A 22,007-nucleotide genomic window follows, 5' to 3' on the forward strand; every position below is an offset into this window, starting at 1 on the left:
TTATGGCGGGACGTCCTGAAATCCTGTTCCCGATATTCTCCGCACTGACGGAGCTGGACGGTGTTGGCCCGAAAACGGCCAAGAATTTCGAGCAGATGGGGATCGAGAAGCCGCGCGATTTGCTGTTTACCTTGCCTCAATCTGGCATGGATCGTGCGGTGAAAGCCTCGGTTCAGGACGCTGTATTGCCTGATGTGGTGACCGTAGAAGTCGAGATCGGGATGCATGTACCGCCGCGATCACGCGGGCGTCCGTATCATATTCACGTACGCGATGAGAAACTGGAATTCCGGTTGGTGTTTTTTCATGCCCATGGCGACTACTTGCAAAAGCAACTCCCCACAGGCCAGCGCCGCGTGGTGTCCGGCAAGGTTGAGATGTTCGACGGTCAGGCACAAATGGTGCATCCAGATTATATGCTGCCCTTGTCTCGCGCGGCAGAAATTCCGGCGTTTGAGCCGATCTACCCGCTAACCCATGGCGTGACCCAGCGTGTGATCCATAAGGCGGCTCTGTCAGCATTGAATCGCATTCCTGAGTTGGATGAGTGGATCGACCCCGGGCAAAAGAACAAGGCAGGCTGGCCAAGTTGGCACGAGGCGATCCGCGCAGCACATAGTCCGATACAGTTATCCGACATAACCGCCACACATCCGGTTCGCGAACGGCTTGCCTATGACGAATTGTTCGCGCATCAACTGACACTTGGGCTGGCGCGGGCCACCGTGCGTGCGAAGCCGGGTGTTTCAAGCAAGGCCACGGGCGTTCATCAGTCGCGTGTATTGGCCGCGCTGCCCTACAGTCTGACCGGCGCGCAAACCCGTGCCATTGCGGAAATTGCGGCCGACATGGAAGCGCCGTTGCGCATGAACCGATTGCTGCAAGGCGACGTTGGTGCGGGCAAGACATTGGTGGCATTTATGGCGTTACTTGCCGCGGTTGAGGCTGGCGGGCAGGGGGTAATGATGGCCCCGACTGAAATTCTCGCGCGCCAGCACCACGAGAGTTTGGTCCCCTTTGCAAAGGATGCGGGCGTTGTGCTGGAGTTGCTTACCGGACGCGACAAAGGGGCGGACAGAGCTGCCAAAATGAAGGCATTGGCCGATGGCGATATCCACGTATTGGTCGGCACACATGCCGTGTTCCAAAAAGATGTAGATTTCCATGATTTGCGCCTCGCGGTGGTAGATGAGCAGCATCGTTTCGGGGTCAATCAACGCTCCGAACTGGGAGCCAAAGGCAAAGCGGTGGATGTATTGGTGATGACAGCCACACCAATTCCGCGCTCTTTGACGCTGGCGCAGTATGGCGACATGGACGTCTCGGTGTTGGATGAAAAGCCGCCGGGACGTAAGCCGATTGCCACTGCCACTGTTTCGACTGGCCGCATCGACGAGGTGGTTACCAAATTGCGTGGCGTCATCGCAGACGGACGGCAGGCCTATTGGGTTTGTCCGTTGGTCGAAGAGAGCGAGTTGAGCGATAAGACTGCCGCCGAGGACCGCTTTAAGCGCCTGCGGGCGGTTCTTGGCGAAGATGTTGTCGGGTTGGTCCACGGCCAGATGCCACCGGCCGAAAAAGACGCGGCCATGGCAAAATTCGTGGCTGGGGAGACGTCGGTATTGGTGGCGACGACAGTGATCGAGGTCGGGGTGAACGTGCCCAACGCCACAATCATGGTGATTGAGCGGGCCGAGTCGTTCGGGCTGGCACAGCTCCACCAGTTGCGCGGACGGGTTGGTCGCGGGGACGCGGCATCGACCTGCCTGCTGTTGTTCCAAGACCCGTTGTCGGAAACAGCCAAACGCCGTCTCAGCATTATGCGCGAAACCGAGGATGGTTTTAGGATTTCCGAAGAAGATCTTGCCATTCGAGGGGCAGGGGATTTGATCGGTACCGCACAAAGTGGTTTGCCACGGTTCCGAATTGCGGACCTAGAGAGGCAATCTGCGTTGATGGGGGTTGCCCAAAGCGACGCGCGAAAGCTTCTGTCGGACGATCCGGTGTTGGAAACACCGCGCGGTCAGGCCACACGCGTTCTGCTTTGGTTAATGGAGCAGGATAAGGCAATTCGTTTGATTTCAGTCGGTTAGCCGCCATAGCGCCTAATATTTCCCGCTTTGTTCACAAATGTTCTTAAAAAGTTCTTTACAGGTTGCGGATTAAATGAGAACAAAGGCGCAACAAGATAAACGACTTGAGGGAGTATTCATCATGATTCAAGATCTTCGCGACATTCTGGCCCGATCCCCCAAGGCTCTTGCGCAAGACGCCGCAGGCATTGCCGCCATCGGTGTGATGATGACCGTCGCCCTCTATATGCCAACGCTTTTCTAAGAGTTAACTGCCTGCTGTCTTTTTCCTAGGCCCGACTGGTTTCTTGTCCCGTTACCCGTCGGAGATGCGCAATGTCCCCAACTTTGCCGGCTGCCTTACCGGTGCGCATCAGACCTGACTAGACAAGCTGACTTGCCGCCGCGTCCCGCCCGGACGTGGCGGTATTTTTTTAGGCGCAGTTGGCGTTGCGGACGTGCTCCATCGCCTCAACGGTAGCATCAAGCGCGAGCATGATCGACGCGTGACGATTTTTAAACTCTTTAGCGGGCAGCAAAACCTTCAATTCGTCAAACGGAGCATCAGGGGGAGGGCCGTCGGATTTGAGCATCGCCTTAAGCTGGCTTTGGGCCGCGCGAACTTCACTCTCGGTGCGGCCGATGACAGACCCGCCGACGACTGACGCTGCTGCTTGCCCCAGTGCACAGGCCTTAACGTCCTGTCCGAACGCGGAGATGCGATCGCCGTTCATGCTCAGATCAACGGTTACAGTCGAGCCGCAGAGCGGCGAGCGTCGTTTGACTGACGCTTGCGGCGAGTCCAGGCGATCCGTGTGCGGGATATCCGCTGCTAGCGCTAAAATCCGCCCCGAGTAGAGCTTGATCAGATCGGTGTTCTCAGACATTTCCGCGCTCCTATCGGGCCTTTTCAACGAGGTCAGAACCATAGATAAGCCCTAGTGCTGCGTTTGCAAAAGGTAAATCCCATGACCCGCTTTGATCCCGAAACCTTGACCTTTAACGACCAAGGGCTGTTACCCGTGATAGCCCAAGACGACGACAGCGGCGAGGTGCTGATGCTGGCATGGATGAATGCTGATGCCGTAGCACAGACGCTTGCAACCAAGAAAGTGACCTATTGGTCGCGCTCGCGGCAGGCGTTTTGGGTGAAGGGCGAGACATCCGGCCATGTGCAGGAACTTGTCGATTTGCGCGTCGACTGCGACCGCGATTGCCTGTTGGCGATGGTCCGGCAGACGGGGCCAGCCTGCCACACCAACCGGCGAGTGTGCTTTTATACGTCTGTAAAGGACGGGGTTGAAATCGAGATGATGGCACCCGAGGTGTAACGGCCTTTTTGAGTATTTTTGACCAAATGGAGATAGGGCGGGATGCCTAGACTGGCAGGCCGACTATGCGGCGAATATCGTCGGACGTGTAGCCTTCAGCGCGGTATTTAAAGAGTGCGCGCGCATCATCGCGTTTGGCGAGACGTTTGCCTGCACCGTCACGGATGAGTTTGTGGTGATGGTAGACGGGCGTAGGAAGGCCGAGCAGGCGTTGCAGCAAAACATGGATTTTGGTGGCCTCGAACAGGTCCTGACCGCGGACCACATGGCTGATGCCTTGCGCTGCGTCGTCGAGGACCACAGACAGGTGATAGGAGGTTCCCATGTCCTTGCGGCGCAGAACGATGTCGCCGGCTTCACGGATGATCTGTTCCAGAGCGAAGGTGATGTCGCCGGTTTCTCCCTTCGGACTTCGGCCGGTCTCTTTGAAGGACATCAACTGCGCTTCGGGTCCGTTGCGGTGAGGGGCGATCTCGATGGCCGCGATGTTTAATCGCAACGTATCGTGTTGATCCCAATTCCATTTTGTCGAGAACTCGTGTGATGGACGACAGATGCCGGGATAGATTTGCCCATCCGGCCCGAACTGCGGAACACCCTCTTGTGGTGCCGAGATAGCCGACTTTATGTCGGCGCGAGAACAGGTGCAGGGATAAAGGTAGTCGGCCAATTTAGATGTTTCGAGTGCCCGGGCGTAGTCACCCAGTCGATGTGACTGCCGTATCACTGGTTCGGGCCACCAAAGGCCAAGCCATTCCAGATCATCATAGATCTGTTGTTCCCATTCAGGCCGGGCGCGGGATCGGTCTATGTCCTCGATCCGCAGCAGAAATTCGCCGCCCTGTGCCAGTGCCATGTCATAGGCCAGCAACGCCGAATAGGCATGCCCAAGATGCAAAGGCCCCGTGGGCGAAGGCGCAAAACGGGTCCGGAAGGTCACTTTTTCTCGAACACGTAAATCATGGATTTTAGACCCATGCCGGGCAGGTGCTCACCATATTCCTTGACCCTTGCAAGATGTCCCGCATCTTGCAACCGCCCGACGCCCGCAAGGTAGTCAGCATCCTCGAGCGCATGGTCATTGAGCGAAAAGCCGAAAAGACCACCCGAAGGCAGCAGGTCCATCAACGTGTCCATCAGTGAGGCGGGGCCTGCGCCGGTCGAAATTACGCCGATCGCGGTGATCGCATGGTAGTCGCCCGTTTGTATTGGCAGCGGTTGGGACAAATCAAGCTGGATTAACTTCCGGAAATGGCCAGTTTTGTGGGCTTGCGACAGCATGCCTTTTGAAGGATCCGCTCCGTCTAGCGTAGAAAAGCCAGCGGCGCGTAGCTCGCCCCCGGAAAGGCCAGTGCCGCAGCCGTAATCCAGGAGCGGCAGGGATGGGTCACGGGAACATTGCGCCATGGCACGGGCCAGACGTGCAGGCGTGCGGTAGCCGTTCTCTGCGATCTCGGCATCGTAACTCTTCGACCACGCGTCATAGAGTTTCCGCGTCGCATCCGCACCTGTGGTCTCATAGACCTTGTCGAGAAACTTGTCCGTCATGCTCCCAGCGTGGCAAATTCCTCAAGCAACGTCCAGTCGCGCGTTATCAAGCCACCGTGTCCACGCCTCTTTGGCGCGATCTGTGTACATCTTGTAGCGGGTGGCGCGGTTCTTGCGACCTGTTTTGGCGTCGACCACGGGCGGGAACAGGCCGAAGTTGATGTTCATCGGCTGGAAGGTCTTGGCTTCGGCGCCGCCGGTGATGTGGGTCACCAAGGCACCCATGGCGGTATCAGGTGATGGAGTGCCCAACTCACGACCCAGCATTTCCGCCGCCGCATAGCGCCCTGCGAGCAGACCCATAGCTGCGGATTCGACGTAGCCTTCTACACCGGTGATCTGGCCTGCAAAACGCAGGTGAGGCTTCGATTTCATCCGCATCTGATCGTCAAGCAGCGTGGGCGAGTTGATGAACGTGTTGCGATGAATACCACCCAGCCGCGCGAACTCCGCTTCTTCCAGCCCTGGGATCATCCGCAGCACTTCTTTCTGCGCGCCGTATTTCATCTTGGTCTGGAAGCCGACGATGTTGAACAAGGTGCCAAGCGCGTTGTCGCGGCGCAGTTGCACAATGGCATGCGCTTTGATGGTCGGTTGGTGCGGGTTGGTCAGCCCAACCGGTTTCATTGGGCCATAGCGCAAGGTCTCACGGCCCCGTTCGGCCATAACTTCGATAGGCAGGCAGCCGTCGAAGTAGCCCGCCGTTTCGCCTTCCTTGAACTCGGTCTTATCAGAGGTGAGCAAGGCGTCGATGAACGCCTCATATGTCTCTTTGTCCATAGGGCAGTTGAGGTAGGCGGTGCGATCTTCTTCTGTCTCGCCTTTGTCATAGCGCGACTGGAACCACGCTTTGTCCATGTTGATGGTGTCGAAATAGATGATCGGCGCGATGGCATCGAAGAAGGCCAAGGCGTCTTGTCCGGTCTCGGCTGCGATAGCGCTGGCCAAGCCGGGGGAGGTCAGGGGGCCAGTGGCGATGATCCAGTTGCCGTCGGTCGGCAGTACTTCAATCGGCTCGTAAGACACCGATATGTTCGGATGCGCCATGATTTTTGCGGTGACGGATTGTGCGAACGGGTCACGGTCCACAGCCAAGGCGCTGCCAGCGGGCAGGGCATGTTTGTCGGCCATTTCCATGATGATGCCACCTGCTTGGCGCATCTCCCAGTGCAGCAGCCCCACGGCGTTTTGCTCGCTGTCGTCGGAGCGGAAGGAGTTGGAACAGACCATCTCCGCCAGATCGCCGGTGCGGTGGGCGAAGGTCTCTACCTTGGGGCGCATTTCGTGGATCACCACTTTGACGCCCATATTTGCGGCCTGCCATGCGGCTTCGGAACCGGCCATGCCGCCACCGATGATATTGAGGATGCTATCTGTCATGGCGATGATCTAGCGCAGCCCGCGCGGGAGCACAAAGCAAAATGGCCACCCGTGGGGGCGACCATTTATTAATGTTTAGTTTTCGTCAGCTGGGGCTTCGCCACCCTCATCTGCGACGTCTTCCTCGCTCTGATCGGCGATCCAGGCCACCGAAACGACTTCCTCGCCTTTGCCGGTATCAAACACCTTCACACCGCCAGCAGAGCGGGAGCGGAACGAGATTCCATCAACAGGACAGCGGATCGACTGGCCTTTCGAGGTAGCCAACATGATCTGGTCGCCCATCTCAACAGGGAAGGAGGCGATGATTTCCCCGCCGCGCATGGCTTTGTCCATTGCGGTAACGCCCATGCCGCCGCGACCACGCACAGGGTAGTCGTGGCTGGAACTGAGCTTACCTGCGCCGCCCTTGGTGATGGTCAGGATCAGATCCTCATAGGCGGACATTTCGGCGTAGCGTTCTTGTGTGATGTCGCCTGCCGGCGCTTCTTCATCCTCCACTTCAGCATCATCGGACAAGCCCATGATTGCACGGCGCATTTTCAGATATGCAGTGCGCTCTGATGGGTCAGCTTCGAAGTGACGAATGACCGACATGGAGACGACGCGTTGATCGTCTTTCAAGCGGATGCCGCGCACACCAGTCGAGTTGCGCGACGAGAAGACCCGCACGTCGGTCGATGGGAATCGGATAGCGCGGCCCGCGTTGGTGATTAGCATGACGTCGTCGTTCTCGTCACATATGCGGGCATTCACCAATTCGACACCCTCGGGCAGTTTCATCGCAATTTTGCCATTGCGCATGACGTTCGTGAAGTCCGACAGTGCGTTGCGGCGCACATCACCTGCGGTGGTGGCGAAAACGATCTGCAAGTCGCCCCAGTCTTCTTCGTTACGGTCCACCGGCATGATTGCCGCGATAGACACACCGGTCGGGATGGGCAGGATGTTGACGATTGCTTTACCCTTGGCGGTGCGGCCTCCTTGCGGCAGGCGCCATGTTTTGAGCTTGTAGGCCATGCCGTCGGTGGTGAAGAACAACAGCTGCGTGTGGGTGTTCGCCACGAACAATTGTGTGACCACGTCATCGTCCTTGGTGGACATGCCCGACAGACCCTTGCCGCCACGGCGTTGCGCACGGAATTCGGCCAGTGGGGTCCGTTTGATCCAACCTGTTTGGGTGATCGTCACAACCACGTCTTCTTTTTCTATCAGGTCTTCGTCTTCCATATCGCCGGACCAGTCCACGATCTCCGTGCGGCGGGGGACGGCGAATTGCTCTTTGACCTCTTTCAGCTCGTTGCTGATGATCTCCATAATCCGCTCGCGCGAGCGCAGGATGGCGAGGTATTCGGTGATCTTCTTGGCAAGGTCTTCCAGCTCGTCGGTGACTTCCTTGACGCCGATCTGGGTGAGCCTTTGCAAGCGCAGTTCCAGAATGGCGCGGGCCTGAGTTTCGGATAGGTGGTAGGTGCCGTCCTCGTTGACCGTATGGGTCGGGTCGTCGATCAGCTTGATATACTGCGCGATGTCAGCGGCAGGCCAAGCACGGGTCATCAGGCGGCTACGGGCCTCGGCCGCGTCGCTGGAAGACCGGATGGTCGCAACAATCTCGTCGATATTGGTCACCGCGACTGCCAGACCACACAGGATATGACTGCGTTCGCGGGCTTTGCGCAGCTCGAACGCGGTGCGGCGGGCAACGACTTCTTCACGGAAGGCCACGAAATTCGTCAGGAAGGTGCGTAGGGTCAACTGCTCCGGCTTGCCACCATTCAGCGCCAGCATGTTGCAGGCAAAGCTAGTTTGCATCGGGGTGAACCGGAACAACTGGTTCAGCACGACCTCTGCGGTTGCGTCGCGCTTCAACTCCACCACGACGCGCACACCGACGCGGTCGGATTCGTCCTGCACGTGGCTGATGCCCTCGATTTTCTTGTCACGGGCGGTTTCCGCAATCCGCTCGATCATCGTCGCTTTGTTCACCTGATACGGGATCTCGGTGATGATGATGGCGAAGCGGTCTTTGCGGATTTCTTCAACATGGGTTTTGGAGCGCACGATGACGGAGCCGCGACCCTCGGTATATGCTTTGATGGCGCCCGAGCGGCCCAGAATGATGCCACCGGTCGGGAAGTCGGGGGCAGGGACGTATTCCATCAACTGATGCACGTCCAAATCAGGAGATTCGATCAGTGCAAGCGTCGCGTCGATGACCTCGCCCAAATTGTGCGGCGGAATGTTGGTGGCCATGCCCACCGCGATACCACCCGCGCCGTTTACCAGCATGTTTGGGAAGCGGGCAGGGAGAACGGTCGGCTCACGGTCCTTGCCGTCGTAGTTGTCTTGGAAATCTACAGTGTCTTTTTCAATATCAGCCAGCAGGGAGCCGGCTGGCTTGTCCATGCGCACCTCGGTGTAACGCATCGCGGCGGGATTATCGCCGTCCATCGAGCCGAAGTTACCCTGACCGTCCAAAAGCGGCAGCGACATAGAGAAATCTTGCGCCATGCGCACCAGTGCGTCGTAGATCGCAGAGTCGCCGTGCGGGTGGTATTTACCCATGACGTCGCCAACCGGGCGGGCGGATTTCTTGTAGGACTTGTCATGCGTGTTCCCGGTTTCGTGCATCGCATACAGAATGCGGCGGTGAACCGGCTTAAGGCCGTCTCGCAGGTCGGGAATCGCACGCGAAATAATCACACTCATCGCGTATTCGAGGAAGGAGGTCTTCATCTCGTCGGCGATGTTGATTTGCGGTCCGTCATGATGCATGCGGAACGGGGTGTTTTCTTCTTCGTTTTCAGGGGTTTCCGGCGTGTCGTTCACGTTGGGTCCGATCTCGAGTTGGAAGCGCCTCAAGGCGTCTATATCTAGTTGGCGACACTATAGACTAACCTAGGTTTAGGGTGCAATGGGTGCTTCGAGATTGAGCGACCAGCCCCTACTGCGGGTGAAATGGCCGGTTGATTTTTAGGCGAAACGGCGGGCTGCCACGACCCATAGGCCAGCAAGGAAGAACGAGATAATGGCATTCCATCCAGCCATGGAAATACCTGCCAGCGCCCAGGCAATATCGTCACAACGCACCAGTGGTGCGCTCATAATCTGCTCTAGCAGTTGTTCTGGCGTCAGGTTGGAAATGTCGCCCGAAGTGCAACTTGTGGGCCCTTCCCACCATTTCTGCTCAACCCCTGCATGGTAAACACCAATTGCACCAGACGTCGCGACGGTGATCCCGCCAAGCAGGGCCAAGATGCGGCTGGGGATGACCAGAAAGGCAATGCCAATTACAAATGCAAAGGCGTGCGGCCAGCGTTGCCACAAGCACATCTCGCATGGTGGATAGCCTATTATTTGAAACATAAATGCGCCCACCAAAAGCAGCGCAGAGCCGCCGGCAGCGGTGGTTACGATTTGGGCGCGAGTCATACTCATAGGAACCTCACCAAAGCAAAGCCGCCCAAAAGGACAGCGACAAAGATTGTTAAGACAAGACCAAGACGCTTCTCGATGAAGTGGCGGATCGGGTCGCCGAATTTCCACAGCAAGGCTGCGACGATGAAGAACCGCGCGCCACGGGCAATGATGGATGTCACGATGAACGTGCCCAAAGGCATCCCCGTCCAGCCTGACATGATCGTGATGACCTTATAGGGAAACGGCGTCAGTCCTGCGACCAGCACCGGCCAGAACCCCATGTCGTTGAAGCGCGTGTTGAATTCCAGCGCCGCATCACCTTTACCGAGTATCTCAAGAATTGGGCGACCAATCTGCTCGAAGGCCAGTGCTCCGATTGCGTAACCCAAAAGCCCACCGATTACGGATGCCGCCATTGCAATCCCGGCGATGAAGAACGCCTTGTTCGGGCGGGCGATAATCATGGGGATCATCAACAAATCGGGTGGAATTGGAAAAAAGGAGCTTTCCGCGAATGCCACCACAACCAGCGCCCACATAGCATAAGGATGGTCCGCAAGGGACAGTGTCCAGTGATAGAGACGCTTCATTATATGTCCTGCTTCGCCCTGTTCGCGCTTGCTTATTTATGCCAGCTGCCAAAGGGTAGTTTGCCTTAACCGCACCATGGCCTTAGAAAGGCGTTAAGTCCAGATAAGGAGCGCGAAAATGCGTTGGAAAGGTCGGCGGAGTAGCCGCAACATTGAAGACCGCCGGATGCAAACCGGAAGGGTCCGCGGTGGTAAGGCGGGAAGTATTGGTGGCGTTGGCCTTATCGCAGTCCTTGTGATCGGTTATTTTCTTGGCGTTGACGTGACGCCTTTGCTGCAAAGCACGGGAGGTGGCCAAACCATCTCGACCGGTGGAGAAATTACCGAAGCTGATAAGCAAGCGGGTGAGTTTGTCTCCGTGGTGTTGGCCGATACAGAAGAAGTCTGGGCCGAGATATTCAAGGAGCAAGTCGGTCGTGCCTATAAGCCTGCAACGCTTGTCTTGTTCAAAGGTGGAACGCAAAGTCCGTGTGGTGGCGCATCTGGCGCGTCTGGGCCGTTTTATTGCCCAGCGGACAAAAAGGCCTATCTGGACACCGAGTTTTTTACCACACTGTCGCGCCGTATGGGCGCATCTGGCGATTTCGCCGCCGCATATGTCGTGGCGCATGAGATCGCGCACCACGTTCAAAACGAACTTGGTATCCTCGGACAGGCCAACAAAATTCGCCAACAAGTGAGCCAAGCCGAAAGCAACGCCATTTCCGTTCGGGTCGAATTGCAAGCGGACTGCTTGTCGGGTGTATGGGCGCGCTATGCTCAAGCGCGGTTCAATTCGTTGGAAAACGGTGATTTGAAAGAGGCTATCAACGCGGCCAAGCAAATCGGTGACGACACCTTGCAGCGAAATGCAGGTCGTAGACCGAACCCGCATAGCTTCACGCATGGCAGTTCCGAGCAGCGCCAGCGTTGGTTCGCGACCGGCTACGAAAAGGCTACCGTTCAAAGCTGCGATACGTTCAGCACAGACCGCCTTTAACGTCAGATGCCATTGCGCAAGACGTGTGGATTTGAGGGGAGCGCATGGCACTAGCCGCGAATTTGGAGGCCCGCACTGGGCGGGTGCTGGACGCACTTTGCCGCCTGCTGGCGTTGAGCGGCGGGCTGGTATTGGTAACAGCCGCGATAGTGACAGTTGTCTCGATCATCGGACGTTCCTTGTTGTTTGCGGGGCTTGGCCCCGTAAGGGGCGATTTTGAGTTGGTGGAAATCAGCTGCGCCATCGCGATTTTCGCCTTCCTGCCATGGTGCCAGTTTAATCGTGGGCATGTGACGGTCGATGTGTTCGTCGACCGGATGCCTGCGCGCGCAAAGGCAGTGTTCGGGCTGATTGGCGACGTCGCAATAACTATAGTCTCCGGCCTGATCTTGTGGCGACTGTATCTAGGGTTCGGAGAAAAATTTCCCTACGGTATCGACCGGGTTCGCGATGTCTTGGGGATGGGGTCCAGGCCGTATTATCCTGAAACGACCTATGAGCTGGAGCTGCCGGTCTGGATTCCCTTCGGGTTATCAACGATTGGGGCTGCGCTGTTTTTCGTCGTGAGCCTGTACACCGTGTGGCGCGCCCTGAATTGGGTTCTCACAGGCAGGGAAGCCGCAATATGAGTGGTTTGGAGCTGGCGCTGTCAGGCTTCGGGGTGATGCTCGTTGGGATATTCCTGCGCATTCCCATTGGGGCCGCGATGTTCGCGGCAGGATTTCTCGGGACATGGGCGGTGTTGGGGCGTCCCTCCGCCACGTTGAGCCAGATGAAAACGCTAACCTATGACACCTTCTCCAGTTATTCCCTGACCATCGTTCCTCTGTTCTTGCTGATGGGGCAGTTTGCCACCAAATCCGGCATGAGTGCGGCCTTGTTCAGCGCGGCATCTGATTGGCTTGGGCACCGTAAGGGCGGGGTGGCAATGGCCGCCGTCGGGGCTTGCGCAGGGTTCGGGGCCGTTTGCGGATCGTCCTTGGCCACCGCAAGCACGATGGGGCAGGTGGCCTTGCCGGAGATGCGCAAACGCGGCTATTCCGACGCGCTCAGCACCGGTGTGTTGGCGGCGGGTGGCACGTTAGGCATCTTGATCCCGCCTTCAATTATCTTGGTAATCTACGCAATCCTGACCGAGCAGAACATTGTGAAGATGTTCATCGGCGCGTTGATTCCCGGTCTCTTGGCGGCGCTCGGCTATATGCTGACCGTGGCAATATATGTGCGGGTGAAGCCGGGTTCCGGCCCCGTGGCGGAGCGTAAGCCCATCAAGGCTCGCTTCCGCACTTTACTGCGGATCTGGCCCGTTGTGATGATCTTTGTGCTGGTCATGGGCGGGATTGCCGCGGATTGGAACTGGTTCAAGCCCGGTGTTCAGGCCCTGTTTACGCCAACCGAAGGGGCTGCTGTCGGCGCAATCGCGACGGGGCTTTATGGTGTTGCCACCCGCAGCCTTGATTGGGCGGGGTTTAAGGCCTCTATTTTTGAGGCCGCGCAATCTTCCGCCATGATCTTCTTCATCATTTTCGGCGCGCAGGTGTTCAACTCGTTCCTGGCTTTCACGCAGGCGCCTCAGGCGATGGCCGAATGGGTGTCGGTACAGGGTTTCGCGCCAATGACTGTGCTGATCGCGATGCTGCTATGCTACCTGATTTTCGGCTGTGTCATGGACAGCTTGTCGATGATCCTGCTCACAATCCCGATCTTCTTCCCGATTATCGAGTCTTTGGATTTCGGAATGGGGGCCGAGCAGACTGCGATCTGGTTTGGCATCCTTGCTCTGATTGTGGTTGAGGTGGGTTTGATCACGCCGCCTGTGGGCATGAACCTGTTCATCATCAATCAGGTGGGCAAGGATATTCCGATCACCCAAACGTATCGCGGCGTCCTGCCGTTCGTCGCGTCCGACTTGGTGCGGGTAGTTATCCTGGTGATGTTCCCTGCGCTATCGCTGTGGCTGGTCGGCGTGATGTATTAGGGGCTGGCGAGGATCGCATCAATCTCGCTGCGGATCGCGCGACCCATAGGTTTCGCCCCGGCCCCGAATGTCGCCACGACTTTACCAGAGCCATCCAAAAGCACCTTGTTGAAGTTCCAGCGCGGAACGAAGCCAATTTGGGCCTTCACGTCTCTGTAGAATGGATGTGCTTTCGCGCCCCGCACATGGGTGACGTGGGTCATCGGCAGGTCGAGCGCGAAATTCACCGCGCAGAACTCTTTTACCTGCTCGTTACTTCCTAACTCTTGTTTGAAGTCATCAGACGGCACCGTAAGGACGATCAGGCCCATATTTTTGTAAGTATCATAGAGCGCCTGAAGTTCGTCATATTGCTTGGTGAACGCGCACAGGGACGCCGTATTGGCCACCAGCACAGGGCGACCTTTCCAGTCATCAAGATCAATCTGGCCGCCGTCGATATTCGGGAAGGTGAAGGCAAAGACGGCCGTAGTCTGCAATAAAAAGGCCGCCGTGAGATTGAGTAGGCTGCGCATGTCGTGGTCTCCTCTTTCTACTGTTTATCTAGACCGCAAATGAGAAGTTTCAAAAACTACCGTGATTATGCGTTCGACGAATTGACGCGCCCGATCGCTTTAGCTACACCGCACTCACCTCTGATGACGGCTACCTCGTCATCCAAAAGAGACAAAGGGGCCCGAGTGGTGGAATGGTAGACACGACAGATTCAAAATCTGTTGCCGCGAGGCGTGTCGGTTCGAGTCCGACCTCGGGTACCAACCCTACTTTATATGCGGGATGACATATCCTTGTTTTGGGTTACCCACCGATGGTCTGGTGGCTGAAGAAGCTTTGCCCGACGTACTACCGGTGCACTCAATAAGGCAAAATCTACGGCACTTTCGACTATTGGCGACAATATTGCGGATTCTGCGCGATTGTTTCTGGATTTCTAGGAGATGTGTCGCAGGCTGGCTGGGTGACTTTGCTAAATTTTCGACGAATCCGAATCGAAAAATTGGGATTATCGAACTTTTTACGAACAATCATTGGCGATCTCGCCTGATTGTCTCACAGTTTCATGCGGGGAAAAGATAGACGAAGGTAACCACCTAAGAGGCAAAAGGTAGGGAATGCCTTACCTTTTCTCTACTCTCCGACGCGTTTGTCTGTGAGTCCGAGTTCGAGAGAGAGACATATTTATAAGCTATTGAATGTAGTTGATAATAGTAAAGGGTTGCAAAATTTTTTGACGCACCATTCGCCTACTTTATTCACTCGTCAATCAAACCGAATTGCGTCCACGTTTGTGACGAAACAATCATTCCTGGACCTGCATCCTACTGGAAAAACGACATTTTCAAGGCCGATCTGACACATTCTTCTTTTTGATCAGCTGTCGAAAAGGTATCACAAATCTACGCCCAACTGGGGGGTGAAGACATAGGCCACGGGGGCGGCCGCACGATAACGCATCTCTGCCGGATGCGAGGGTGTTCGTGTGATCGCTTACATGGTTCGTTGATTAAAACGGGCGTAAACCGTCACTGACATTGGGCACAAAACGCCCAGCTTTTCCCCTTGCTTTGGCACCGCGTCGGCGTGTGACCGCTATTATGGTGTCTTCGCTTAAACGCGGGTGAGATTTGAATGCACGAAGCCGAGGGAACTTCATGGCCGAAACGATTTTTCTGATGGGTGTTCTAACGGCGTCATACGCCGCCTATTCCATTGGGAAGAGTTTTCGAGTGTGCGCTAACGAGTTTGTCGATTTTCACTACACCGGTCCCATTCCGACCGATGTGGTGAGTCCATAGGAGACTATAATGCCCAACGTTCTGCTTACGTTTGAAGACCTGCAAGCCGGTGATATTGTTAACGGCCAGTATTACAACAACGGAGTGACCATCAGCTCTGGAAATCCTGCCACACCTCCTATGGTGTTCGACTCTGACAATCCAACGGGTGGTGACTGGGATCTGCATACGAGCAATCTGGGCAACGTCCTGATCTTGTCAGAAGACGGCGACAGCAATGATCCTGACGACAACGCCGGCGGCGGTAAGTTTGTTTTCGAGTTCGACAAACCTTCGGAAGTTGTGAATTTTCGCGCTCTGGACGTAGAAGAGGGCGGAACCGTTCGCCTGTACAACGAAGCTGGCCAGTTAATCAAAACGGTTCAAATTCCCTGTACCTCCAACAATGGTCAAGTGACTGTAAACATCAATGCGGACGGCGTCGCGCGTATGGAAGTCGAGTTGTGCGGCTCCGGCGCAATCGACAACATTTGCTATGTGACACCAGAAGTCGTTGACGAGCTCGATGGTATTGTCGAAGGCACCGCGGGAGCCGATGTGATCGACGCGGCCTATACCGGTGATCCTGATGGCGATATGATTGACGCCAATGATGAAATCCTTCCGGGTGAAGGTCCAAACGACGATATCGTAGATGCATTCGGTGGCAATGATACGATCACGTCCGGCGAAGGCGATGACGAGGTCTACGCGGGCTCAGGGGACGATACCGTCGACGGCAACGCTGGCAACGACATCATTTATGGCGACAGCAACTACAGCGGTCCAGGTGCAGGTACGAGTGTGCGCGAAAGCCTGAATTGGGACGACGCGCCGAACTTCGGTCAGCACAACGACGCAAATGGCTTCACGCAAGATACTGGCAACGTCAATGTCACCTTCTCTGTACTGTCAGAAAACGGTCAGGCTGAAACGCAGTTCGAAACTGACACCCAGTTGGTGAGCGGCATCGATAGCGGATCAGAGAGCATTGAGGATAACAGCTCTTTGTACTCAGTTACCAATGGCGACAGTGGACGTGCAAACTACCAGCTATCTTTCTCGAACGCGGTCGAGAATGTTGATTTCCGTATCAACGACATCGATGGCGATGGCGTCGTACGCATTCGCGCATTTGACGCGAATAACACCCCAATTATCATCGAGTTGGATGCAGGCAGTTGCCTGACACTCTCCAACACCGATGGCGTTGCAGGGGCGGATACTCTGACGTCCGATGGCGGCTATGCTGCTGATACATCCCCTCACTACTCGGTGCGGGTTACTATCCCTGGTCCAGTAAGCCGGATCGAAATCCTTCACGATCAAGTCGGCGGCGACAATTCCGGGATTAACATCACAGACGTGTTCTTCGACGCTCCGGGCGTGGTCGATAACGGTGTGGATGGCAACGATACCCTGCGCGGCGGTGACGGCGATGACGTCATCTACGGCGAAGGCGGAAACGACCGTCTCGAAGGCGGTGACGGCGACGACACCCTTGAAGGTGGCGATGGCAATGACGTTATCTTGGGTGGCGCTGGTAATGACACCGCTGATGGTGGTGCTGGCAACGACGAAATCTGGATGGGATCCGGCAACGACACTGTTGAAGGCGGCGCTGGCAATGACTGGATCCACGGACAATCTGGCAACGACACCCTGAACGGTGGCGCGGGCGACGACATGATCTTCGGTGAAGGTGGCGACGACCGCATTGAAGGCGGGGAGGGCAACGACGCGCTGTCCGGTGGGACTGGCGACGATGATATCTTCGGTCAAGCTGGCGACGACACCATCGAAGGTGGCGCTGGCGAAGACTTCCTGATTGGTGGCGACGGCAACGACACCATCGATGGCGGCGACGACGACGACATTCTATGCGGCAATGACGGCGATGACATCTTAACCGGTGGCGCTGGCAATGACGTGCTGGAAGGCATGAACGACAACGACACTCTGTTCGGTGGCACAGGCGACGACCGTCTTTACGGCGACGCTGGCGATGATACGCTGACAGGTGGCGAAGGCGCTGACACCATTCTTGGTGGAGCTGGACGTGATACCATTCTTGGCGGCAACGATGGAGACACCGTAGACGGTGGCACTACGGGCGACGACTTTGACGTTCTCGACCTGACAGGCGAAGGCCCGTTCCGCATTGTAAATGAAACTGTCGATGCAGACGGCGACAGCACTTCGGGTACTGTTGAGTTCCTCGACAGCAACGGTGACGTGACCGGCTCATTGCAGTTCACCGAGATCGAGCAAATCATCGGCGACCCACCCCCCCCCCCCCCCCCGAATGAGAGCCCCGATGCGATTGATGACACGGCAAGCGTCGACGAAGACGATAGCGTAACCATCAGCGTGCTTGGCAACGACACTGATCCAGAAAACGACGATCTGACGGTAACCGACGCGACGTCTCCGGACGGCGACGTGGTGATCAATGCCGATGGCACCATCACTTTCACGCCGACTGAAAACTTCAACGGCGATACCACGATCACCTACACCATCAGCGACGGCAACGGCGGCGAGGACACTGCGACGGTTAATGTCACGGTGACCCCGGTAAACGACGCGCCTGATGCGGTGAATGATGTTGTGACGACAGACGAAGACACAGTCATCACGATTGACGCATTGGCCAACGACACCGATCCGGACGGCGACGCGTTGACGATCACGGGGGCTACGGTTCCGGTGGAGCAGGGGACCGTAGCAATTGTCGGCAACGAACTGGTGTTTACACCTGCCGAGAACTTCAACGGTTTGGCGACGATCAGTTATTCTATCGAGGACGGTAACGGCGGCACGGATACAGCGGTGGTTCAGGTCAATGTGACGCCGGTGAATGATGCACCAGTGGCGGTTGATGATCTTGCGGAGACCTTTGAGGACGAAGCAGTTGTGATCGACTTGATCGGCAACGACACTGATGTCGATGGCGATCCATTGAACATCGGCACCGTCTCGGTTCCGCCTGAGCAAGGCACGGTTGTCGACAATGGCGACGGCACAGTGACCTTCACTCCGGCCCCGAACTACACCGGTCCCGCACAAATCACCTATACGGTCCAAGACGGCCAAGGCGGTGAAGACAGCGGCGAGGCAGTGGTGAATGTCGAGGTTATCGGCGTAAACGATGGCCCTCAGGCTGTCGATGACACGGCGACAACGGACGAAGATACGCCGGTTGCGATCGACGTATTGGACAACGATTTTGACCTCGATGGCGACGACTTGAGTATCACAACGGCCAGCGTCCCAGCGGACCAAGGCACGGTCGAGGTCGTGAACGGCGAACTGGTGTTCACACCGGCTGAAAATTTCAACGGCGAAGCGACCATCACCTACGGTATCACTGACGGCAATGGTGGCGCGGATATCGGCGAAGTCATCGTGACAGTGACACCTGTGAACGACGATCCGGTTGCGGTTGATGACATCGAGACCACGGACGAAGACGAGGCGATTACGATCGATCTGATCGCTAACGACACAGACGTTGACGGCGACCCGCTGACCATTGGCACCGTTTCTGTGCCAGCGGATCAAGGGACTGTCGTCGACAATGGCGACGGCACAGTGCTGTTCACGCCTGCACCAAACTTCAACGGTCCGGCGACAATCACCTATACGGTTATTGATGGTCAAGGCGGCGAGGACGAGGGGCAGGCAATTGTTTCCGTCGGCGCGATCAATGATGGCCCGATTGCCGAAGATGACAGCGACGTGACCGACGAGGACACTCCGGTCACCGTTGATCTTCTTGCCAACGACTCCGATGCGGACGGCGACGACCTGTCGGTGATCAATGCAACGGTCCCGGCGGCTCAAGGCACACTGGTCGACAACGGCGACGGCACAGTGACGTTCACTCCGGCCGAAAACTTCAACGGCACGGCGACGATCAGCTACGAAATCTCTGACGGCAACGGCGGCACCGACACGGCGGTTCACACCATCGAAGTCGGGGCAATCAACGACGCGCCTGACGCGGTTGACGACACGGCGACTACAGACGAGGACATTCCCGTCGATATCGCGGTGCTTGGCAATGACACCGATCCGGATGGCGATGATCTGACGGTGACCAACGCGACTTCGCCAGACGGCGACGTTGTGATCAACCCGGACGGCACGATCACCTTCACACCAGACGAAAACTTCAACGGCGACACTACGATCACCTATATCATCAGCGACGGGAATGGCGGCGAGGACACTGCGACGGTCAATGTCACTGTGAACGCGGTGAACGATGATCCGGTGGCGGTGGACGATGCTTACACCACCGATGAGGATACCGAGATCACCGTCTCGCCGCTTGAAAATGACAGCGATGTGGATGGCGACACGGTAACGATCACCGAGATCACGCAGCCTTCGAATGGCGTTGCAGTGCTGAATGCCGACGGCACGATCACCTACACGCCAAACGACGACTTTGCTGGTGAGGACACGATTTCTTACACCGTCTCAGACGGCAACGGCGGTACAGATACGGCAACGATCACCTTCACCGTGAGCGGCATAAACGATGGCCCTGATGCGGTGGATGACGAGACATCGACAAACAATCTGACACCGGTTGTGATCCCTGTCTTGGCAAACGACACCGACCCCGAGAACGATGTACTGACGGTGACCGAGGCCACAGTTGATGTCGGCAACGTCATCATCAACCCTGACGGCACGCTTGAATACACGCCAGAGGCGGACTTCGGTGGCGTCGCGACAATCACTTACACGATCACAGACGGCAATGGTGGCTTCGACACCGCGACTGTCACCGTAAATGTGAACGATGGTATCGTGGAAGGTACTGCCGGCGACGACCTGATTGACGTCAACTACATGGATGACCCTGAAGGGGACATGATCGACAACAACGACGAATTCCTGCCAGGCGAAGGCCCACAGGACGACATCGTGTTGGCCGGCGATGGCGACGACACCGTGTTGGCTGGTGACGGCGATGACGAGGTTTACGGCGAAGACGGCAATGACACGTTGCGAGGCGAAGACGGCGACGACTATCTGTCTGGCGGCGAAGGTGATGATGACATTTCTGGCGGTGCTGGCGATGACACTATCGACGCCGGTGATGGGGATGATACTGTCCTTGGCGGCTCCGGTGATGACGTGATTGATCTGGGTGAGGGCAACGACGTCGTCACCGCAGGCTCTGGCGATGACACCGTTACGGGCGGCGCAGGTAACGATGATATCACGACCAACGACGGCAACGACACTGTTGAAGGTGGCGACGGCGACGATGTGATCAACACGTCTGGGCACTCTCCGCTGCCTGATCTGGGCTACCCCGGGCTGTTCCCGAGCGATCCTAACCCGAATAACGACATCGACTTTGTCGATGGAGGTGCGGGCGATGATACCATCACAACGGGTGACGACGCGGACACGATCCTTGGTGGCGCTGGCAACGATACAATTGACGGCGGTTTGGACAACGACACTATCGACGGCGGAACTGGTGACGACCGGATTGTGGGGGGTGAAGGCTCCGATGTAATCAACGCAGGTGACGGCGACGATATCGTCTACGCTGGCATTGATCCTGCTCTGGGTCTTCCAGACAATCTCGACATCGCCGATGTTGACGGTGATCTGGTGACCAATAATGGCATGGACGTGGTCAACGGCGGTGATGGCAATGACACGATCTTCGGTGCCGATGACGATGACATTCTGAACGGTGACGCCGGCGACGACTACATTGACGGCGGCGTGGACGATGACACCATCACCGGTGGCACTGGCAACGATACAATCATTGGTGGTCAAGGCGCCGACACCATATCTGGTGGCGATGATCGCGATACCTTCATTATCGGCAGTGCCGAAGACGGCATTGGCGATGTGATCGACGGTGGGACCGGCGGCGATGATGTTGATGTTCTGAACCTCACCGGTTTGGGCCCGCTGCGCATTGTTGGTGAAACTGTGGACGCAGATGGCGATAGCACCTCTGGCACTGTCGAGTTTCTTGACGGCGCAAATGGAAACGTTATTGGCTCGCTGCAATTCACCGAGATCGAGAACATCGTTCCGTGTTTCACCCCGGGCACCTCGATTGCGACGCCTCGCGGCGAAATTCTCGTCGAAGACCTCATGGTTGGTGACAAGGTGATCACCCGTGACAATGGTATCCAAGAAATCCGTTGGATCGGCGCGAAACGGATGGACGGTCGCGAGTTGCAAAACAACCCGCACCTGCAGCCGGTTCTGATCCAGAAGGGCTCTCTTGGGAATGGCCTGCCAGAGCGTGACATGCTGGTCAGCCCGAACCACCGTATGCTGGTCAACAACGACCGCGTGGCACTTTACTTTGAAGAGAACGAAGTTCTGGTGTCGGCCAAACACCTGGTCAATCCGTCGGAAGGCGTCCAGACCATTGCGTCGATGGGCATCACTTACATCCACTTCATGTTCGACAATCATGAAGTTGTCCTGTCGAACGGCGCGTGGACGGAAAGCTTCCAGCCGGGTGATTACTCGCTGAAAGGTATTGGCAACGCGCAGAGGAACGAAATTTTTGAACTGTTCCCGGAACTTCAAGGCGAAGCCGGTCGCGAGGCTTATGCCTCCGCCCGTCTGACCTTGAAGAAGCACGAAGCAAAGTTGCTGTTTAAGTAAGATATCCAGATACCGGGCGGCCCCCGCTGGGGTCGCCCGGGAGTAACGAGTGACGGTTTTGTCTAGAGGTCGCCCAGCGGGGCGGCCTCTATTCTTGAGCTAGTCGTAACGGAGATATTTTAGTCTACCGTTCCACCGTAATCGAAAAAATTGGCGACGGGACATCAGCGAATCTCGCTCTTGTGACTGGGTGCGGCAGGGCGCGTATGGTCGTGTATATCTACGATATCGGCTTGCTTGGCCGCAGGGGGCAAGCAAGCTTGGT

Annotated in this window: 15 protein-coding genes and 1 tRNA gene; 8 read left to right on the forward strand and 8 right to left on the reverse strand. The window is 56.7% G+C overall.

The annotated features are described in order from the left end of the window. The first annotated feature begins 2 nt into the window (after positions 1 to 2). Both recG and BCF46_RS20095 read left to right on the forward strand, forming a co-directional pair. Positions 3 to 2,093, forward strand: coding sequence for an ATP-dependent DNA helicase RecG (recG, locus tag BCF46_RS13030; protein ID WP_121024943.1), 2,091 nt, complete (start codon positions 3 to 5; stop codon positions 2,091 to 2,093). 121 nt (positions 2,094 to 2,214) lie between these two features. Beyond that, positions 2,215 to 2,337, forward strand: a complete 123-nt coding sequence (locus tag BCF46_RS20095; protein WP_281272098.1) for a hypothetical protein — start codon at positions 2,215 to 2,217, stop codon at positions 2,335 to 2,337. Positions 2,338 to 2,506: 169 nt separating this feature from the next. Here the strand turns inward: BCF46_RS20095 and BCF46_RS13035 are convergent, their stop codons facing one another. Then, positions 2,507 to 2,959: an iron-sulfur cluster assembly scaffold protein gene (locus BCF46_RS13035; RefSeq protein ID WP_121024944.1), complete on the reverse strand. Its 453-nt coding sequence runs from the start codon at positions 2,957 to 2,959 to the stop codon at positions 2,507 to 2,509. Positions 2,960 to 3,040: 81 nt separating this feature from the next. Here BCF46_RS13035 and hisI point away from each other — a divergent pair, with 81 nt between their 5' ends. Then, a complete protein-coding gene (gene hisI / locus BCF46_RS13040; protein ID WP_211332816.1) occupies positions 3,041 to 3,403 on the forward strand; it encodes a phosphoribosyl-AMP cyclohydrolase in 363 nt (120 codons plus the stop codon). A 46-nt stretch (positions 3,404 to 3,449) separates the two neighbouring features. On the opposite strand, the gene gluQRS is transcribed toward hisI, so the two are convergent. The 6 genes from gluQRS to BCF46_RS13070 form a co-directional block, all read right to left on the reverse strand. Beyond that, on the reverse strand, positions 3,450 to 4,343 hold the full coding sequence (gene gluQRS, locus BCF46_RS13045) for a tRNA glutamyl-Q(34) synthetase GluQRS (RefSeq protein WP_121024946.1): 894 nt from the start codon (positions 4,341 to 4,343) through the stop codon (positions 3,450 to 3,452). Next, complete coding sequence (locus tag BCF46_RS13050; RefSeq protein WP_121024948.1) at positions 4,340 to 4,951, reverse strand: class I SAM-dependent DNA methyltransferase; 612 nt, start codon at positions 4,949 to 4,951, stop codon at positions 4,340 to 4,342. Before BCF46_RS13050 ends, gluQRS begins: the two co-directional genes overlap by 4 nt. Positions 4,952 to 4,972: 21 nt before the next feature. Beyond that, entirely contained in the window at positions 4,973 to 6,331 is a 1,359-nt protein-coding gene (gene trmFO, locus BCF46_RS13055) for a methylenetetrahydrofolate--tRNA-(uracil(54)-C(5))-methyltransferase (FADH(2)-oxidizing) TrmFO (RefSeq protein WP_121024950.1), read from the reverse strand. A 75-nt stretch (positions 6,332 to 6,406) separates the two neighbouring features. Beyond that, positions 6,407 to 9,160 (reverse strand): DNA gyrase subunit A, encoded by a 2,754-nt coding sequence (gene gyrA / locus BCF46_RS13060; protein ID WP_211332820.1) that lies wholly within the window; start codon positions 9,158 to 9,160, stop codon positions 6,407 to 6,409. A 144-nt stretch (positions 9,161 to 9,304) separates the two neighbouring features. Next, the gene (locus BCF46_RS13065) at positions 9,305 to 9,769 is read right to left on the reverse strand and encodes a disulfide bond formation protein B (protein WP_121024952.1); all 465 of its coding nucleotides are present in this window, start codon (positions 9,767 to 9,769) and stop codon (positions 9,305 to 9,307) included. Beyond that, the gene (locus tag BCF46_RS13070) at positions 9,766 to 10,344 is read right to left on the reverse strand and encodes a YqaA family protein (RefSeq protein WP_121024953.1); all 579 of its coding nucleotides are present in this window, start codon (positions 10,342 to 10,344) and stop codon (positions 9,766 to 9,768) included. Before BCF46_RS13070 ends, BCF46_RS13065 begins: the two co-directional genes overlap by 4 nt. A 115-nt stretch (positions 10,345 to 10,459) precedes the next feature. Here BCF46_RS13070 and ypfJ point away from each other — a divergent pair, with 115 nt between their 5' ends. Genes ypfJ through BCF46_RS13085 form a run of 3 tightly spaced genes read left to right on the forward strand, consistent with a single transcriptional unit; the run spans position 10,460 to position 13,298 of the window. Next, the gene (ypfJ, locus tag BCF46_RS13075) at positions 10,460 to 11,320 is read left to right on the forward strand and encodes a KPN_02809 family neutral zinc metallopeptidase (protein WP_121024955.1); all 861 of its coding nucleotides are present in this window, start codon (positions 10,460 to 10,462) and stop codon (positions 11,318 to 11,320) included. A 44-nt stretch (positions 11,321 to 11,364) separates the two neighbouring features. After that, positions 11,365 to 11,949, forward strand: a complete 585-nt coding sequence (locus tag BCF46_RS13080; protein ID WP_121024957.1) for a TRAP transporter small permease — start codon at positions 11,365 to 11,367, stop codon at positions 11,947 to 11,949. Further along, on the forward strand, positions 11,946 to 13,298 hold the full coding sequence (locus BCF46_RS13085; RefSeq protein WP_121024959.1) for a TRAP transporter large permease: 1,353 nt from the start codon (positions 11,946 to 11,948) through the stop codon (positions 13,296 to 13,298). The genes BCF46_RS13080 and BCF46_RS13085 overlap by 4 nt, the downstream gene beginning before the upstream one ends. Here BCF46_RS13085 and BCF46_RS13090 read toward each other — a convergent pair. Then, positions 13,295 to 13,813 (reverse strand): glutathione peroxidase, encoded by a 519-nt coding sequence (locus BCF46_RS13090; RefSeq protein WP_121024960.1) that lies wholly within the window; start codon positions 13,811 to 13,813, stop codon positions 13,295 to 13,297. The two genes, BCF46_RS13085 and BCF46_RS13090, sit on opposite strands and share 4 nt — an antisense overlap. A 159-nt stretch (positions 13,814 to 13,972) precedes the next feature. On the opposite strand from BCF46_RS13090, the gene BCF46_RS13095 reads away from it, so the two are divergent. Together BCF46_RS13095 and BCF46_RS13100 are read left to right on the forward strand one after the other, a co-directional pair. Beyond that, positions 13,973 to 14,056 (forward strand) — tRNA-Leu (locus tag BCF46_RS13095). A gap of 1,047 nt (positions 14,057 to 15,103) precedes the next feature. Continuing rightward, the gene (locus BCF46_RS13100) at positions 15,104 to 21,742 is read left to right on the forward strand and encodes a cadherin-like domain-containing protein (RefSeq protein WP_121024962.1); all 6,639 of its coding nucleotides are present in this window, start codon (positions 15,104 to 15,106) and stop codon (positions 21,740 to 21,742) included. Positions 21,743 to 22,007 lie beyond the last annotated feature (265 nt).

Origin of the sequence: Litoreibacter meonggei (genome assembly GCF_003663885.1) — a bacterium.
In the GTDB taxonomy this organism is placed as follows: domain Bacteria; phylum Pseudomonadota; class Alphaproteobacteria; order Rhodobacterales; family Rhodobacteraceae; genus Litoreibacter; species Litoreibacter meonggei.

Bases quoted from the DNA above. Each gene is read 5' to 3' on its own strand.
- BCF46_RS13100 (WP_121024962.1), top strand. From the start codon at position 15,104: ATGCCCAACGTTCTGCTTACGTTTGAAGACCTGCAAGCCGGTGATATT.
- recG (WP_121024943.1), top strand. From the start codon at position 3: ATGGCGGGACGTCCTGAAATCCTGTTCCCGATATTCTCCGCACTGACG.
- hisI (WP_211332816.1), top strand. From the start codon at position 3,041: ATGACCCGCTTTGATCCCGAAACCTTGACCTTTAACGACCAAGGGCTG.
- BCF46_RS13080 (WP_121024957.1), top strand. From the start codon at position 11,365: ATGGCACTAGCCGCGAATTTGGAGGCCCGCACTGGGCGGGTGCTGGAC.
- BCF46_RS13090 (WP_121024960.1), bottom strand. From the start codon at position 13,813: ATGCGCAGCCTACTCAATCTCACGGCGGCCTTTTTATTGCAGACTACG.
- trmFO (WP_121024950.1), bottom strand. From the start codon at position 6,331: ATGACAGATAGCATCCTCAATATCATCGGTGGCGGCATGGCCGGTTCC.
- BCF46_RS13035 (WP_121024944.1), bottom strand. From the start codon at position 2,959: ATGTCTGAGAACACCGATCTGATCAAGCTCTACTCGGGGCGGATTTTA.
- BCF46_RS13050 (WP_121024948.1), bottom strand. From the start codon at position 4,951: ATGACGGACAAGTTTCTCGACAAGGTCTATGAGACCACAGGTGCGGAT.
- ypfJ (WP_121024955.1), top strand. From the start codon at position 10,460: ATGCGTTGGAAAGGTCGGCGGAGTAGCCGCAACATTGAAGACCGCCGG.
- BCF46_RS13085 (WP_121024959.1), top strand. From the start codon at position 11,946: ATGAGTGGTTTGGAGCTGGCGCTGTCAGGCTTCGGGGTGATGCTCGTT.
- BCF46_RS13065 (WP_121024952.1), bottom strand. From the start codon at position 9,769: ATGAGTATGACTCGCGCCCAAATCGTAACCACCGCTGCCGGCGGCTCT.
- BCF46_RS20095 (WP_281272098.1), top strand. From the start codon at position 2,215: ATGATTCAAGATCTTCGCGACATTCTGGCCCGATCCCCCAAGGCTCTT.